Annotated in this window: 12 protein-coding genes; 6 read left to right on the forward strand and 6 right to left on the reverse strand. The window is 49.7% G+C overall.

The window, feature by feature from the left end; translation table 11 throughout:
• The first annotated feature begins 151 nt into the window (after window positions 1-151).
• Entirely contained in the window at window positions 152-1,027 is an 876-nt protein-coding gene (locus Q320_RS19445; protein ID WP_084282574.1) for a lytic transglycosylase domain-containing protein, read from the forward strand.
• 57 nt (window positions 1,028-1,084) lie between these two features.
• Here the strand turns inward: Q320_RS19445 and Q320_RS0110300 are convergent, their stop codons facing one another.
• The 5 genes from Q320_RS0110300 to Q320_RS19455 form a co-directional block, all read right to left on the reverse strand.
• Window positions 1,085-1,321 (reverse strand): hypothetical protein, encoded by a 237-nt coding sequence (locus Q320_RS0110300; protein ID WP_027468930.1) that lies wholly within the window; start codon window positions 1,319-1,321, stop codon window positions 1,085-1,087.
• 81 nt (window positions 1,322-1,402) lie between these two features.
• Entirely contained in the window at window positions 1,403-2,179 is a 777-nt protein-coding gene (locus Q320_RS19450) for a phytanoyl-CoA dioxygenase family protein (RefSeq protein WP_084282576.1), read from the reverse strand.
• A gap of 280 nt (window positions 2,180-2,459) precedes the next feature.
• Window positions 2,460-3,965 (reverse strand): ATP-binding protein, encoded by a 1,506-nt coding sequence (locus Q320_RS0110310; protein ID WP_084282578.1) that lies wholly within the window; start codon window positions 3,963-3,965, stop codon window positions 2,460-2,462.
• Window positions 3,958-4,674: a response regulator gene (locus tag Q320_RS0110315; RefSeq protein WP_027468932.1), complete on the reverse strand. Its 717-nt coding sequence runs from the start codon at window positions 4,672-4,674 to the stop codon at window positions 3,958-3,960. Before Q320_RS0110315 ends, Q320_RS0110310 begins: the two co-directional genes overlap by 8 nt.
• Window positions 4,675-5,415: 741 nt before the next feature.
• Window positions 5,416-6,681, reverse strand: a complete 1,266-nt coding sequence (locus Q320_RS19455) for an ABC transporter substrate-binding protein (RefSeq protein WP_245590996.1) — start codon at window positions 6,679-6,681, stop codon at window positions 5,416-5,418.
• 614 nt (window positions 6,682-7,295) lie between these two features.
• Here Q320_RS19455 and Q320_RS0110325 point away from each other — a divergent pair.
• The 5 genes from Q320_RS0110325 (at window position 7,296) to Q320_RS20815 (ending at window position 14,689) form a co-directional block, all read left to right on the forward strand.
• Complete coding sequence (locus tag Q320_RS0110325; RefSeq protein ID WP_035853447.1) at window positions 7,296-8,555, forward strand: ABC transporter substrate-binding protein; 1,260 nt, start codon at window positions 7,296-7,298, stop codon at window positions 8,553-8,555.
• A 157-nt stretch (window positions 8,556-8,712) separates the two neighbouring features.
• Window positions 8,713-9,624, forward strand: coding sequence for a carbohydrate ABC transporter permease (locus Q320_RS0110330; RefSeq protein WP_027468934.1), 912 nt, complete (start codon window positions 8,713-8,715; stop codon window positions 9,622-9,624).
• 11 nt (window positions 9,625-9,635) lie between these two features.
• On the forward strand, window positions 9,636-10,472 hold the full coding sequence (locus Q320_RS0110335) for a carbohydrate ABC transporter permease (RefSeq protein ID WP_027468935.1): 837 nt from the start codon (window positions 9,636-9,638) through the stop codon (window positions 10,470-10,472).
• Between the two features lie 454 nt (window positions 10,473-10,926).
• Complete coding sequence (locus Q320_RS0110340) at window positions 10,927-12,054, forward strand: ABC transporter ATP-binding protein (protein ID WP_027468936.1); 1,128 nt, start codon at window positions 10,927-10,929, stop codon at window positions 12,052-12,054.
• A 220-nt stretch (window positions 12,055-12,274) separates the two neighbouring features.
• Window positions 12,275-14,689, forward strand: coding sequence for a sensor histidine kinase (locus Q320_RS20815; RefSeq protein WP_051534656.1), 2,415 nt, complete (start codon window positions 12,275-12,277; stop codon window positions 14,687-14,689).
• Between the two features lie 32 nt (window positions 14,690-14,721).
• On the opposite strand, the gene Q320_RS0110350 is transcribed toward Q320_RS20815, so the two are convergent.
• Window positions 14,722-15,495, reverse strand: a complete 774-nt coding sequence (locus tag Q320_RS0110350; protein ID WP_245590997.1) for an HAD-IIA family hydrolase — start codon at window positions 15,493-15,495, stop codon at window positions 14,722-14,724.
• Between the last annotated feature and the right edge of the window lie 8 nt (window positions 15,496-15,503).

Genomic DNA, 15,503 nt, shown 5'->3' on the forward strand with positions numbered 1-15,503 from the left:
TCCGACTTTCGCCGGAATGACGAATTGATGTTTTTACGGCTTTTTGAGTTGTGTAATTATTGTTGCCTTTAGCCTTTAATCAGGCTAAATGTCCACCTATTCCAATTGAGCCTATGCTGAAAGTCGGCTATCAGCCATTAGGAAAACCGCCATGTTGGCCGAGTTCTTCAGCGTACTTGCCCTTAGCACCACGCCAACGCCAGTTGATGAAAGCGCGGTCTGGTCGGCGCGTCTGGCCAGTGCGGCCAAGCAAGAAACGCGTAATCCTTGGGCTGCCGCCGCGCTGTATTGCCGCGCAGCGCGACATGGCATTACCGAAGCGCAATATCGCTTGGCAATGCTGTACGCGTTTGGTCTGGGCGTACCCGAAGATCGCGCGGCGGCGGCGACTTTATTTTCGATTGCCGCTGAGCAAGGCCATTACGAATCGCAAAAAATGCTCGAAACCATCCGCATTAGCGCGCACCGCCTGCCTGCCTGTGTTCAAGCGGAAGTCGATCCCGAACATGCGCCCTCTTTGCCGCCGATGAATAGCAAAATGCTCAGCGCGAATCAAAAACTCGTGGCCAAAATCATCAGTAAAATCGCCAGCTGGCACGGCGTTGATCCAAACTTTGCGCTCACGATTGCCAAAGTGGAATCAGGCCTCAATTCCACCGCCGTTTCGCCCAAATCGGCCATGGGCGTCATGCAACTCATTCCCGATACGGCTGAACGTTTTAATGTCAAAGATGTGTTTAATGTCAGTCAGAATGTCAAAGGCGGCGTGCGCTATTTGCGCTGGTTACTAGATCGTTATCAAGGTAATGTCGCGCTGGTGGCTGCGAGTTATAACGCTGGAGAAGGCAAAGTCGATCGCTATCGCGGCATTCCGCCCTACCCAGAAACCCAGCAATACGTCAAACGCGTGATGATGCTCTATCCCCACGTAGTCCATCAAACTGAGAACGACCGTGGCCGAGATATTAATGTCTTCCCTGTACAACACACTACAGAAAAGAAAAGGGTATATCGCTCTAAGCAATAATTAATAATGCTTAGAGCAACATACCCTTTAATCATCATCAGATTTATAAATGATGCCTTAATTTTCGTCTTGATCCCACTCATTTTGCGTTGCTTCTGCATCGGCTTGCGCTTTGGCGATTTCTTTGCGCTTTCGACTCGCATCACCCAAAACCGTATCGTAATGCAGGCGCTGCTCGTCGGTCATTTCATGCTTGATCTTCTCCAACTGCTCCGCACCTTGATACGCAGCGACTGGCTCTAGACTTTGGATTTTTTCAATTAATGAAGTAAATAATTCGGGGCTGATCGGCATAGCGTGAACTCCAATAGATTGAGAAAAATTAGCGTTAAGCAGCCCAAATCGCGCAACGGCGAAGAAATCTAGAGTTATCCCTTAACACACAATTCCAAGCTCTGCTGCGGAGCGACTACCGGCTAAAGGGTAGTTATCACTGGCATGGTAGCTCATCACCAGAGAATATTTGGTCAACATCGTTTTATTACGGCTAGCGGCATGAAAAGTGCGTGCATCAAACAGCACCACATCACCCGCAGCTAAAGTAGGAAACTCAGCAGCGGCGACCAAAGGTGCTGCCGCAGGATGCGCAGGCAATAAAAATTCGCGTTCATCAAATGCAGCTTCCGGCAATTCCAGCCCTTGCGAGCGCGGGATAAAACCAAGGCCGCCATTCTCTGGACTTTCTACACCCAAAGCCAGCCAGCACGATACTAATTGCGGGCGAGAAAAACGCCAGTAGCGCACATCGCGATGCCATAAAGTATCGCTGCTAAAACTCGGCTGTTTGGTCATCAGGCTGTTGTGATGCACTTGCGTTAACGTGATGTGGTCGCTCGCGAGCAGCGCCCGCATAATGTCGATCAGTGCGGTATCGGTCGCCCAATCCATAAAAATCGGTGAGCGCGCCACCATGCCGCGCAAACGGCGTATGGTTTGCCCGCCTTGCGCATCACTTGACACGGGCGCGCCCGGATAAGCCAAGCTCGCCTCTAACTCAAGCGGTTCTTCACGCGCTTGCAAGCCTTGCATCGCCGCATCACGAATCGCGTTCACTTGCTCTGCTGGCGCGAAATTGCGCAAAACCACGACGCCTTGCTCGGCAAAAGCAACACGCAGCGCGTTGACATCAATAGGGTGAGAAAACTCAAGCACGGCATACGCTCAATTAAAATCAGCAAGACCGTAGATTGTACTAGAAGTTAAGCCCGATTGAACTTGCGGTTTTTGCCAGTCAACACCAGACCTGCGTGGACTGCATTTTGGATCAAGGTCAAAAACTAGGATCACGAAAGGCACGAACAAAGGGCAAAAAACACGAAAAAAAGCAAAAATGCACTAATAGATTTCCTTCCTACCTATGCTTTTGCCTTTTATATTTTTTTCGTGTTTTTCGTGATCCCCGCCTTTGACTTTGGATTTTTCGTGGGCGGTTTTAATCCTGCGGCAGCGTAATCATGGCTTGCAAGCCGCCTTCGGGATGATTACTCAGTTCCAGCACGCCGCCGTGCGCTTGAATAATATTGCGTGCAATGCCAAGCCCCAAACCGTGACCTTGATGATTCAGGCTGCGGCCATGTTCCAGCCGCATATACGGTGCAAATAAAGTCGCCAGCGCATCATCGGGAACGCCTGGGCCATGGTCGCGAATAATAATCACCACTTTGCCGACGCCTTCCAGCACCGTCACCTCAACGCGCTCGCCGTAAAACAGTGCATTGTCTATCAAATTACTCAGCGCGCGTTTGAGCGCTAACGGTTTGGCCATCACCCAAAGACCGCAACGGCTAAACGCAATTTCATGCCCCGCCATCCGCGAATCTTTGACCATCCGACCGATCAGCGCGTCCAATTTCACGCGTGTGCGATTTTCGTGAATGTCGCTGTCTTTCACGCTTTGTAGCGCACCTTTGACCATCATATCCAGTTCATCGAGGTCTTCATGAAACTCAACGCGCAAATCCTCATCGTCGAGCATTTCGGTGCGCAGTTTTAAGCGTGTAATCGGTGTGCGTAAATCATGCGAAATCGCCGCAAACAGTTTTTCACGGTCTTCTAAATAGCGTTGAATCCGCTCACGCATAGCGCCAAAAGCATGCGCGGTGCGGATAAATTCTTCGCTACCTTCTTCGGGCAAATGCGGCGACTCGCCTTTACCAAAGGCTTCGGCGGCTTCAGACAGCGCCGCCAATGGCCGCGTAATCCAGCGCACCACCACCCAGCTGAGCAGCAGCACCGTAATCAGCGTTGCAAATTGCAAGAGCCAACGCTCCGGCGGCATCGGGTCGCTATTATCCAAAAAATAAGGATCGGGCATTAACGTCGCCAGATACAGCCAATGCCCCGGCTCAATTTCGGTTTGAATCACCAACACGGGCGCGGGGCGCGGCGCCATCAGCAAGGTATTTTTCACCCAATGATCGGGCAATTGCGCCACCGTCATGCCATCACTGGCCACCGCCAATTCGCTGGGCCACGCAAAATCAATTTTTAAATCGCCAACGCGAGGAAGATCTTGTTCAAATACATGACGTATTACCTTCAAGACCTGATTGGATAAAGGCTGTGAGGCAATACGTTTAACGATAATCGGGCTGTCGTTCACGTTCACAAAGAAACGCGTTCCGCCCATTTCGCGTAATTGCTGAATCACTAGCGGACGATAATTCGGTGGCAGACTTTGGAAAAAATGCACGGCACTCGCCGCGCCACGCGCGATATGATCCGCTGCGGCGCTCACTTCTTGCTCGGATTTATTCTTTAAATAATTCGCCCAAATCACATTGCCAATCAGTTGTGACGTCAGTACGCCGATGGTCATTACCCATAGCAAACGCGACAAGAGTCGCGATGGCAAGATCCGCTCTAGCCAGCGCGGCGTGCTCATTAAACGCGCCCGCCGCCCTATCGAGCGCAACCATTGCCAAGCTGCGCTAGACATGACTAATCGTCACTTCCGCCGACAGTACATAACCCGCGCCACGAACTGTTTTAATCAGATTCGGATGTTTGCCATCGTCTTCCAGCCGTTGGCGCAGGCGGCTCACTTGCACGTCGAGCGAGCGATCCAGCGGCCCTGCATCGCGGCCTCGCGTTTCTTCAGCCAATTGGCTGCGATCCAAAATCTGCCCTGGATGCTCCAAAAACATTTTCAATAATTGAAAATCCAAACCGGTGAGTTTGATGACTTCGCCTTCCGGTGAAATCAGGTTGCGCTCGACGGTATCGAGTGTAAAGCCAACAAAACGGTAATAACGCCCACCTAACGCCGGGCCGTCAATGCCAGTGCGACGATGAATGGCTTTAATCCGCGCCAGCAATTCGCGCGGATTGTAGGGTTTCGCAATGTAATCATCCGCACCCAATTCAAGGCCGACAATCCGGTCGGTTTCATCCGAGCTGGCCGTCAACATGACAATCGGCACATTGCTGTTTTTTCGAACGGTTTGACAGAGCGCAAAGCCATCGGTGTCGGGCAGCATCACGTCCAAAATCACCAAACTCAGCTCGTCTTTGTAGCGCTCAAATTCGCTCAGAAACGTCTCGCCATCGGGCGCGAGGCGCACATCGTATTGATTGCGTTCCAAATAGGCTTTGAGCAAAGTGCGGGTTTTTAAATCATCATCAACAATTAATATTTTACGGCTCATTTTGATTAATCCTTGGGTATATCAACTAACAACATATTTAAATTAGATTACAGCCTAATACCCTACAAAAATAGTGAGATTCAGAGTTGATAACTCAATGCCTCGCTTAACTTGAAGCGCCAATGCTCTGCTAACCATGGTCGCGCTCATGCCGCGCGGCACTTACTTTTCTTGAACGGCCAAGAAAAGTAAGCAAAAGAAGGCCGCCCTGTATCTGCGTCCGGCTTCGCCGGATGCCCTCGCTGCGGACAATCGGCAAGGCGTCGGGCTTTAACAAAACAGAGCCCGCCGAAAGCCCCTTGCCGCTTGTTCCTCGCTCGGCTTGATACAAGGGATCTCGCGCAGCTCAACGAGACTCGCTTATTTAAATGGCGATGTTCAGATTTGGTGTTGATGCTGTGCCGCGCTCGTTGAGCTGGGGCTTAAAACCCCCGTCTAAGCGCACCGAGTGAAGGAGAGAGACAAACAGCTTTATCGTTTGGCTCACGACTGACCGAGGGCATCGGGGACCGATGCGCGCCCGGGTCGCCTTTCTTTGCTTCTTTCTTTGGCGACGCAAAGAAAGAAGTCCTCGTCGCGGATTGCGACACCAAAACACCGTGCCGCAGGCACTTAAAACCATCAACACGTACCATCAACACGTAATCTGAACAAACTCTATTAAGTCGATGTATTGCCCTCTAGGCTTTTTAAATAAAGGACTGCAATCAAATACATCAATAACTCATACCGCACATGCACTTAATCTTCTTTACGATTCAATGCCCGTACCATCGCTGCCAATCGTTGCTGTGTCTCTGCGACTGAAATTTTGTCGTCTAAATAAAAGGTTTGAATCTGCGCGACGATAGCCTCTTTGAAGGTTTCATCGGCGGCCATTCTATGCACCAAGCTCGGTGCTTGGAAGGCTGCGCCACGGCCGAAGGCGCGCCATGAATTTCGGCCGCAACTGTCTAAACTTGCCACATCCACATCGCGCCGCACCGGCACAGCACCTTTGAGTTTGCTATAACCCACTTGCGCGGCAGGCGAGAGCACGACCTGTGCAAAACGCTCTTGGCCTTGTTGCTTACTGTAATCACCGGCAAACATCACCATCGTATCTACACTATATAAATGCGCATTGTCTGTATTGGGCACGGCCACGCAGCCAAAATCCACATCGACGCTCTGCCCTTGCGCCATCAACTCGCCCTTTATCCAATCACCCATCACCAACATCGCCGCTTGGCCACTGGCAAATTGCCGCGAAATATCCGTCCACGGTGTGTCGATGCTCGATTTATTGGTGTACGTACGCAATTGCCGCAAGCGCGTTAATGCCTGCGCGAAACGCGGATCTAAATACGCTTGCGGATTGCGTGCGACAAATAAGTCTCGATAAAACTTCACATCCGATTCAGCCAGCACCAGCGTTTCAAATAAAGTCGCCACTTGCCATGCTTCGCTACTCTGCGCCAACGGCGTAATCCCTGCGGCCTGTAGTTGCAAAGCGACGCGTTTAAATTCAACAAAACTGCGTGGTGGCTTTAAGCCCAAGCGATCAAAGATTTTTTTATTATAAAACAGCGTATTAATTCGGTGGATGCCCAGCGGCACCGCCACCGCATGTTGCCGATGCGTCACCAATTGCCAAATCGTCGGAAACATCTGGCTTTGCCAGCGCCCCGCTGCATTATCTAATTCTAAAATCAAGCCCAGTTCAGCCCATTCGCTCACCGCAGGGCCGATCAATTGCGCCACGGCTGGCGGTTTACCTGATAGCACGCGGCTTTTTAATACTTTCATCGCGCCCGAACCTGCGCCGCCCGGAATCGCTGCGTCACGCCATTCGATATTTTCTTCGACTAATTTATGGCGCAAAAAATCAGCGGCACGTCGCTCGCTGAGCGATGTCCACCAATGCAACACATCCAGCGATTCGCTTGCGTGTAGTGCGCTAGAAAATAGCAACAAAATTAGCCAAAGTGTCGCGCTTTTAGCAATTTTTACTTTTGATTCAAACACCTGTCGTTATTCTCCATGAATTAGCACGACTATATCGTAAGCTTGCAAGGGAAACTGTAATAAAACATTTCATTTTATAGAGATACACAAGCACCCCATATTGGGGCGTTACACAGCATACGCCTTAGCTGCAAGGCACGGCAGCGTCTTTTGAATGATGCTAACGTGATTTTTTGTAACAGAAAAAATTGCAGCAATGTTGATGTAGCCCAAGGAATTCAACAACATAAAGCATATCCCTAGGTAAAACGGCCGTAGCTAGTGTCACAGAAAAGGCAGTGCTACCTTAGGTTCTGTTGACGTTTGTTTTGCGGATCGCGTTTGTACGGCTTTTGGCCTGAGGCAAGGCACGAAGCGTGAAACTTAGTCATTCTAAGTCAGCGCTTTGTAACGCAGCATCAGGCCAAAAGCCGCCAAACCCGAAGGGCTGGGCGCTTTTCGCGGCGACTCTGCGTTGTAGCAAGCTCACATAGAATGACTATGCATCGCTTACTACGCCTTGATTCGCCGCGAAACCCGCTCCAGCGCGACCGTAAAACAAACGTCAACAGAACCTCGCGCACCGAGACATCAGATCACGGCACCGCAACTACATACACTTGAGGATTTTCGAAATGCAGACTGTTTTAAGCACATCGGTTTTGAGCGCACGCAAGCTCTTGCTAGCTACACTCCTTGCGGCAGGCACAGCCCAAGCCGGCACGATCACGATTGAATCTTGGCGCGTTGATGACAAGACGCTGTGGGAAGAAGTATTAATCCCCGCTTTCCAAAAAAAGAATCCAGGCATCCAAGTTAAATTCACGCCAACAGCACCGACTGAATACGATTCAAGTCTGACTGCGCGTCTGACTGGTGGCACTGCGGGTGATTTGATTACTTGCCGCCCATTTGATGTGTCGCTCAATCTGTTTAAAAAAGGCCAACTCGAAAAACTCGATGGTAAAGCGGGTATGGAACACTTCCCAGCTTCAGCCAAAGTGGCTTGGCAAACTGATGATGGCAAAAGCGCATTCTGCATGCCAATGGCCTCAGTAATGCACGGCTTTTTCTATAACAAAAAAATCTTTAAAGAATTGAACCTGCAAGTACCGAAAACCCAGGCTGAATTTTACGCAGCAATGGAAAAAATCAAAGCCGCCGGCAAAACGCCAATCGCTTTAGGCACTGCAGATCAATGGGAAAGCAATCAAACCGTCTTTACTAATATCGGCCCGAATGACTGGAAAGGCGAAGAAGGCCGTAAAGCCTTGATCGCGGGTAAAGCTAAATTTACTGATCCACAATACGTAGCCGCGTGGACGCAAATGAGCAAATGGACGCCATTGATGGGTAAAGGCGCTTCAGCACAAACCTACGCAGACAGCCAAAATTTGTTCGCGATGGGCAAAGCCGGTGTGTATCCAGCCGGTAGCTGGGACATTGCGTATTTTAATAAAGAAGGCATGGACTTCGGCGCATTCCCACCACCCGTGGCTAAAGCCGGCGACCAATGCTACATCTCGGATCACACCGACATCGGTATGGGCGTGAATCCAAAAGCGAAAAACAAAGCGGAAGCCTACAAATTCTTAGCTTGGTTGGGCTCACAAGAATTTGCTGACCTGTACACCAATAAAGTAACGGGCTTCTTCTCGCTATCAAATCACTTGATTTCAGTCCAAGACCCAGTGGCAAAACAAATGTTGGAATGGCGCAAAACATGCAAATCAACCATCCGTTTGAATGCGCAAATCTTGAACCGTGGCGAGCCAGCAATGGAAAACGCCTTGTGGAATGTGAGTTCGCAAGTCTTGAACGGAAAAATGACACCAAAAGACGCTGCAGCACAAATTCAAGTTGGCTTTGAAAAATCACGCGCATCCGTCAAGTAAGCGTTTCCTCCTCTCACACCTTGTGAGCTCAACCGGCGGCTTGCCGCCGGTTTTTTTCGGCCTGAAGACGGAGCGAAGAGACAAGCACTCGCCCATCAGCAGCACCACGTGTCACCGATTGACGCTCTTTTTTACTATTTGATTTTTTGGAGTTGCGATGAAACGCCTGCCTTGGCATATCGTCCTTTTTTTAGCGCCTGCGGTACTGATTTACTCAGTATTTAGCGCGCTGCCCTTAATCGACACTTTGCGTCTCGGTTTTTATACCAGCAACGATGCAGGCCACATGAGCTTTGCTGGCTTGAGTAACTACCTGACCATCCTCACCGATCCGGCTTGGTCGGCGTCGTTTTGGAATGCGATGGGTAATAACTTTAAGTTTTTTCTGATTCATTTGCTGATTCAAAATCCGATTGGTTTGATCTTGGCGACGTTTTTATCACTTAAAGGGCTTAAATTCGCGCGGCAATATCGCACCTTTATTTTCCTGCCAACGCTGTTGTCGGTGGTGATTATTGGCTTTATCTGGCAATTGATTTTGTCGCCGTTGTGGGGCGTGTCTGAATCCATGCTGACTTATGTTGGCCTAGGGGAGTATTTTTCGCCATGGCTGGGTGAGGAAGGCTCAGCGCTGATTACCCTCGCTTTAATTTCGGTTTGGCAATTCGTCGGCATTCCGATGATGCTGATTTACGCGGCGCTGTTGGCAGTGCCAGAAGACATCGTTGAAGCCGCCCACGTCGAAGGCGCATCCGCTTGGCGTATTTTCTGGGAAATCAAACTACCACTGATTTTGCCAACTTTGGGGCTCGTGACGATTCTGACTTATGTCGGCAACTTTAATGCGTTTGATTTGATTTACTCAGTCAAAGGCGCGATTGCCGGCCCGAATTACAGCACCGATATTTTAGGTACTTTGTTCTATCGCACTTTCTTTGGCTACCAAAGCCAGATCGGTAGCCCAACGATGGGTGCAGCGGTCGCTACCTTAATGTTCCTCGTCATTCTCTGCGGCGTGGGTGCTTACTTTTACTTCGTGCAGCGCAAGCTGACGCGTTACGAACTTTAAAAGGATTGATGATGAAAAAAGTCACCAAACCACTCTCCGCCGCTGGCGTACATCTGATGCTCGGCGGCTACACGCTGCTGGCTTTGTTTCCGATTATTTTAATTTTAATTAATTCGTTTAAAACCAAAGCGGCGATTTTTGATAATCCGCTGGCCTTCCCCACTGCAGAAACCTTCTTTTTGGGCGGCTTTGAGAGAGTCATCGCCAAATCGCATTTTCTGACCTACTTCGGCAATAGCCTGACGGTCACAATGGCTTCACTGGCTTTAATTTTGCTGTTTGGCGCGATGGCCGCGTGGGCGCTGTCGGAATACAAATTCCGTGGCAATCGGATTTTGGCGATTTATATGATGATCGGAATTATGGTGCCGATTCGTTTGGGTACGGTGTCGATTCTGGAGCTGATTGTTCAGCTTAATCTCATCAACACGCTCACCGCGCTGGTGCTGGTCTACACCGCGCAAGGCTTACCGCTGGCGGTGATGATTTTGAGCGAATTTATCGCGCAAATTCCAAAAGAACTCAAAGAAGCGGCGCGCTGTGATGGCGTTGGCGAATTCAAGATTTTCTTCCAAGTGATCTTGCCGCTGATCCGCCCTGCTGTCGCCACAGTCGCCGTATTTACGATGATTCCGGTGTGGAATGACCTGTGGTTCCCGCTGATTTTAGCGCCAAGCGAAGAAACCCAAACAGTGACCTTGGGCGTACAGCAATTTATTGGTCAATACGTCACCGACTGGAATTCAGTGCTCGCTAGCTTGAGCTTAGCCGTGATTCCGGTGCTGATTTTGTACACCTTCTTCTCGCGCCAATTGATCCGTGGCCTGACTTCGGGTGCGGTGAAATAAATAAGAAAGGTTTGGATTTGATGTTGATGCAGTGCCGCGATGGTTGATCTGAGGCTTAAAGTCCCTTGTATCAAGCCGAGCGAGGAAAAGCGGGGCGGGGTTTTTGCGATCAATGTTTGAGCGAGGCCGATGCTTTTGCCTTTGAGGCCGAACGAGTTTTGAGCGCAACCGCCTCGATTGTCCGCAGCGAGGGTATCCGGCGAAGCCGGACGCAGATACTAGGGCGGCCTTCTTTTGCTTACTTTTCTTGGCCGTTCAAGAAAAGTGAGTGCCGCGCGGCATGAGCGCGACCATGGTAATTAGCAAGTTGGCGCTTTCAATTTAAGCGAGACACTTTCCTATCAATAGCAAATTTGAAAACAACTTTTAAATAATGGGTATGTACCCATAAATCAATAAATTCAAAGCTGGCATTGATATACCCATTCAATACCAGATTAACAAGGAACTCATCATGGCTAATGTACGCCTCAATAATTTATCTAAATCCTACGATGGCAAAGCCAAAGTTTTGGATGGTATCAATCTCGATGTCGAGCACGGCGAATTCGTTGTGCTGGTTGGCCCATCGGGCTGCGGTAAATCGACACTATTACGGATGATTTGCGGCTTGGAATCCATCACTGGCGGTGAACTCTCGATTGGCGACACGGTCGTCAACGATCTATCACCTGCAGATCGCGGCATTGCGATGGTGTTCCAGAGCTATGCGCTATACCCGCATATGAGCGTGTACAAAAACATGGCTTTTGGCCTGAAAATCGCTGGCGAAAACAAAACTCAGATCGACATTCGCATTAAAAATGCCGCCAAAATCCTCAAAATCGATCATTTACTCGAACGCCTGCCCCGTGAATTGTCGGGTGGTCAGCGGCAGCGCGTCGCGATTGGCCGTGCGATTGTGCGTGAACCAAAACTGTTCTTGTTTGACGAACCACTCTCCAATCTCGATGCCGCATTACGCGTACAAACTCGGTTAGAAATCGCCAAATTGCACCGCGATTTAAATGCGACGATGATCTACGTGACGCACGATCAAATCGAAGCGATGACGCTCGGCGACAAAATTGTCGTCATGGAAGGTGGTCATATCCAGCAAGCCGGAACACCGCTGGAACTCTACCAGCAACCGGCTAATCTGTTTGTGGCCGGCTTTATCGGCTCACCGAAAATGAATTTGCTCAAAGGCGTGGTACAAGAAATTTTGCCTGAAGGTTTAGCGATTGCTTTAGCCGGTGGCGTGTTGATTCAAGCTTTGGTTGCCAATGACAGCGCCAAAGTTGGCGATCCTGTAACAGTAGGTATTCGCGCAGAGCACTTGATTGAAGATAGCTACAGCGGTATACCTCTTAGTGGCACAGTGAACTTGGTAGAGCATTTGGGTGAAGCCAATTATCTGTATCTAACGCTAGCGAATGGCACAGATATTGTTGTTCGCGGCGATGGCGAGCGTGAAGTCAAATTGGGCTGCGCCATCACCATTAGCGCACCGAGCAATGCCTTCCACGTATTCAACGCCGCAGGCCAAGCACTGCGCCGCTTGAAACCGGGCAATATGCAATCGTCACGCCATAAAGCTTAAACAAGGCTGTTGTCCACGAAAGACACGAAAAGCACGAAAAAACTCAAGGGATCACAGAAGGTTTTGCCCTTGTTCGTGCCTTTCGTGCTTTTCGTGCTTTTCGTGCTTTTCGTGGACTCCGTTTTTAACTTTGAGCCAAATCACCCAGTTTGCCCAACAAAAGCCCTCAATCACTGCAATTTTGTGCCATTCTCAATCATGTGTCCGTGATAAAGCGCCCATGACTGATTTCAACTTCATCCCCGCCGAATTTACCGCGCAACTGGCGCAGATTGAAGCCACTTGGGCTGAGCAGCCCGACGCAGCGCAAGTCGCTTGCGAAGCTTTAATTGCCAGCGCCCGCGCGCAGCGCGAGCCACTTTGCCAAATCTACGCGACCGAGCTGTACGGCCTGATTATGAATAATAAAGGCCAATCGGTTCCTGCCCGCGATTTACTCTACGAAGCCGTGCAACAAGCGCAAGCACTGCATAATTTCCCACTCGAAGCGCGCGTTCACGAGCAAATCGCCCGCTCCCACTACACCGCTGGCGATTATCGTACCGCGCTCAATCACTGGTTACGCAGCGTCGCACTGGCAGAATTAGCCAATGCCGAGCCAACCACGTGGATTTCAGCCCAAATTGGCCTTGGACAAATTTATGATGCATTAAATGATCCGGCGACCGCCGTGGTGTTCTTTCAAACCGCCGCAGCACGCGTGCATGAAGTGAACGATCCTTATCTTGACGCTAAAATTCAAATCAATCTGGGCGTGGTTTTTTTCAAATGCCAGCGCAATGCCGACGCCAAACAAGCGCTGAATGACGCCAGCGAAATTTGCCTGCGCGAACATTTTTACGACTATGCCGCAGAATCCAATTTCAGATTGGCCGAAGTATTTATCCAAGAAGCTGAGCTAGATACCGCGATGGCTTTATTAGAGCAAGCTTTAGCGCATTCGCATAAAGCAAAACATCGCTGGAGTGAAGCGAATATCTATTCCGCCATCGCCCAAATCTATGCTCTGCGCAAAGATTGGGCGCAAGCCCTCCAGCAGGTACTGATCGGGCAAGAAATCTCACACAACAATGAATTTTTGCATGTGTTGATGCGCCAGCATCTAGCGGCAGCCGATTACGCCGAGCAACTTCAACAACTGCCGCTGGCTTTAGCGCAATTTAAATCGGGTTTTCAATTACAACAAAAAATCAACGCCGCAGCCCAGCCCGATCAACACCAAGAGTTAGAACAAAAAACCGGAATGCGCGCCAATGCGAGTCATTTATTACTCGATTTGGCGAATCATCCAGCGATTGAACACGGCAAATTAACTGAATTTCCGCATGTGATTTGCCAAGCCGCCACACAAATTTTAGCGATTGCCCGCGTCGGTTTATGGCAACGCCACACCGATAGCCTGCAATGCATTGCGCTGCATTTACACGATGAAGCCATCAGTGAAGCGCCTTTGCAGCAAAGCCAGCTACCGACTTTTTTTAATTGGCTGAGTGAACATAAATCACTGATCGCTCACGATGCGCTGCATCATCCCGATGCTTGGGATTTGGCCGAGCATTATTTACTGCCACGCGATATTCATTCGATTTTGGCCTTCCCAATTTGGAGTGGTGCTGAGCAATATGTATTGCTATTTGAGCATTTAGGCAATCAAAGAAACTGGCTGCCCGATGACGTGCAACATGCCAGCCAGCTAGCCGACATCACTAGCCGCGCTTTGGCCAATCATGATAGGCACACCTTTCAACGTGAAATTCATTTGCTCAATGCACGCTTAATCGAAGCCAATGACGCACTCGAAACCCGCGTCACCGAGCGCACGCAAACGCTGGAATTGGCGATGGATAAATTAGTGCAATCGGAAAAGCTCGCCGCGCTCGGCAGCTTGGTCGCTGGCATTGCGCATGAACTCAATACGCCGCTGGGGGCGGCGCTTACCTGCAGTACCACGCTCAGCGCAGAAAGCCGCGAGCTGCACAAACAAATGCTGAGCAATACCTTAAAAAAATCATCACTCGAAAATTATGCCCACACCATGGCCGATGCCAGCGCCTTAATTGAGCGCAATATTAATCGGGCGATTGAATTAGTCTGCGATTTCAAGCAAGTTGCCGTCGACACCGCCAGCTCACGCCGCCGCGAATTTGATCTACTCGGCACCGTCAATGATGTCGTTAAAATGTTTAACGGGCAGATTCGCCATACCCAGCATCAGCTCAGTATCGACATCCCTGCGCATATTCAGATGGACAGCTATCCGGGGCCATTTGAGCAAGTGATTGCCAATTTGATTAACAACTCACTGCTGCACGGTTTTGAAAAAAAGAGTGCAGGACGAATACGGCTTTCAGCCCAGCAAAATCAAGCGGGCTGGGTTGACTTTTGCTTTGAAGATAATGGCTGTGGCATCAAGCTAACGCTGCATAAAAAAGTTTTTGAGCCTTTTTACACCACCAAGCTGGGCAAAGGGGGGAGCGGCCTAGGCATGTATATTACTTATAATATTGTTACTGGGGTATTGGGTGGAGAGCTAACACTAGAAAGCGAAGCCGAGCAATACACCCGATTTAATATCAAACTTCCCCTCGTTGCCCCACTGCTTAGCGACACCGAAAAAAATGCCATCGAACGCTGAAGACCCAACATTCAATGGCAGTTCAAAACGAATTACAGTTGGCTAAATTCGATTTCACCGACATGATTAAATACATAATCAGGTCGATACGGAAAATCATCGAGCATCGCTAAAGTCGATACGCCCGACAGCACCAGCGCCGTTTTCATCCCCGCTTCCATACCGCCGACAATATCGGTATCCATTCGGTCACCGACCATCACGCATTCTTCCGGATGCACGCCCAATTTACGACTCGCCAGCATCATCATCAGCGCATTCGGTTTCCCAACGATATACGGTTTTTTACCCGTCGCCGCTGAAATTGCCGCGAGTATCGTTCCTGCTGCTGGCTCATTCCCGCCGCCCTCAACCGGATCAATCATATCGGGATTGGTGCCGATAAATTTCGCGCCTTGGTCGATAAAACGCACCGCTTTTTTCAGTTGTTCAAAGCTAAATGTCGTCGATTTCGCAACGACAACGTAATCTGGATTGGATTCCGAAATCGAAAATCCAACGTTATACAATTCATTAATCAGGCCACCGCCACCAATCACATACACTTTGGCGCGCTCTTTTTGGCTACGCAAAAACATCGCCGTCGCCATTGCGCTGGTAATGAAATTGTCTTCGGTCAAACCATGAATCCCGAGGCTTTCAACTTTAAGCTTTAAATCCAGCGGCGTTTGCTCGGCGTTATTGGTCAAAAACAAAAACGGAATATCCGCTGCGAGTAATTTTTGGACGAATTCATTCGCGCCCGGAATCAGCTGCTTACCACGATAAATCACGCCATCCATATCAGAAATAATGCTTTTAATCACTAGTGACT

The organism is Deefgea rivuli DSM 18356, assembly GCF_000620145.1.
Taxonomy (GTDB): Bacteria; Pseudomonadota; Gammaproteobacteria; order Burkholderiales; family Chitinibacteraceae; genus Deefgea; species Deefgea rivuli.

What these genes read in the sequence shown, in the direction of transcription:
- Q320_RS20815 (WP_051534656.1), top strand. Translation starts at nt 12,275, where the DNA reads ATGACTGATTTCAACTTCATCCCCGCCGAATTTACCGCGCAACTGGCG.
- Q320_RS0110330 (WP_027468934.1), top strand. Translation starts at nt 8,713, where the DNA reads ATGAAACGCCTGCCTTGGCATATCGTCCTTTTTTTAGCGCCTGCGGTA.
- Q320_RS0110310 (WP_084282578.1), bottom strand. Translation starts at nt 3,965, where the DNA reads ATGTCTAGCGCAGCTTGGCAATGGTTGCGCTCGATAGGGCGGCGGGCG.
- Q320_RS19445 (WP_084282574.1), top strand. Translation starts at nt 152, where the DNA reads ATGTTGGCCGAGTTCTTCAGCGTACTTGCCCTTAGCACCACGCCAACG.
- Q320_RS0110325 (WP_035853447.1), top strand. Translation starts at nt 7,296, where the DNA reads ATGCAGACTGTTTTAAGCACATCGGTTTTGAGCGCACGCAAGCTCTTG.
- Q320_RS0110335 (WP_027468935.1), top strand. Translation starts at nt 9,636, where the DNA reads ATGAAAAAAGTCACCAAACCACTCTCCGCCGCTGGCGTACATCTGATG.
- Q320_RS0110300 (WP_027468930.1), bottom strand. Translation starts at nt 1,321, where the DNA reads ATGCCGATCAGCCCCGAATTATTTACTTCATTAATTGAAAAAATCCAA.
- Q320_RS0110315 (WP_027468932.1), bottom strand. Translation starts at nt 4,674, where the DNA reads ATGAGCCGTAAAATATTAATTGTTGATGATGATTTAAAAACCCGCACT.
- Q320_RS0110340 (WP_027468936.1), top strand. Translation starts at nt 10,927, where the DNA reads ATGGCTAATGTACGCCTCAATAATTTATCTAAATCCTACGATGGCAAA.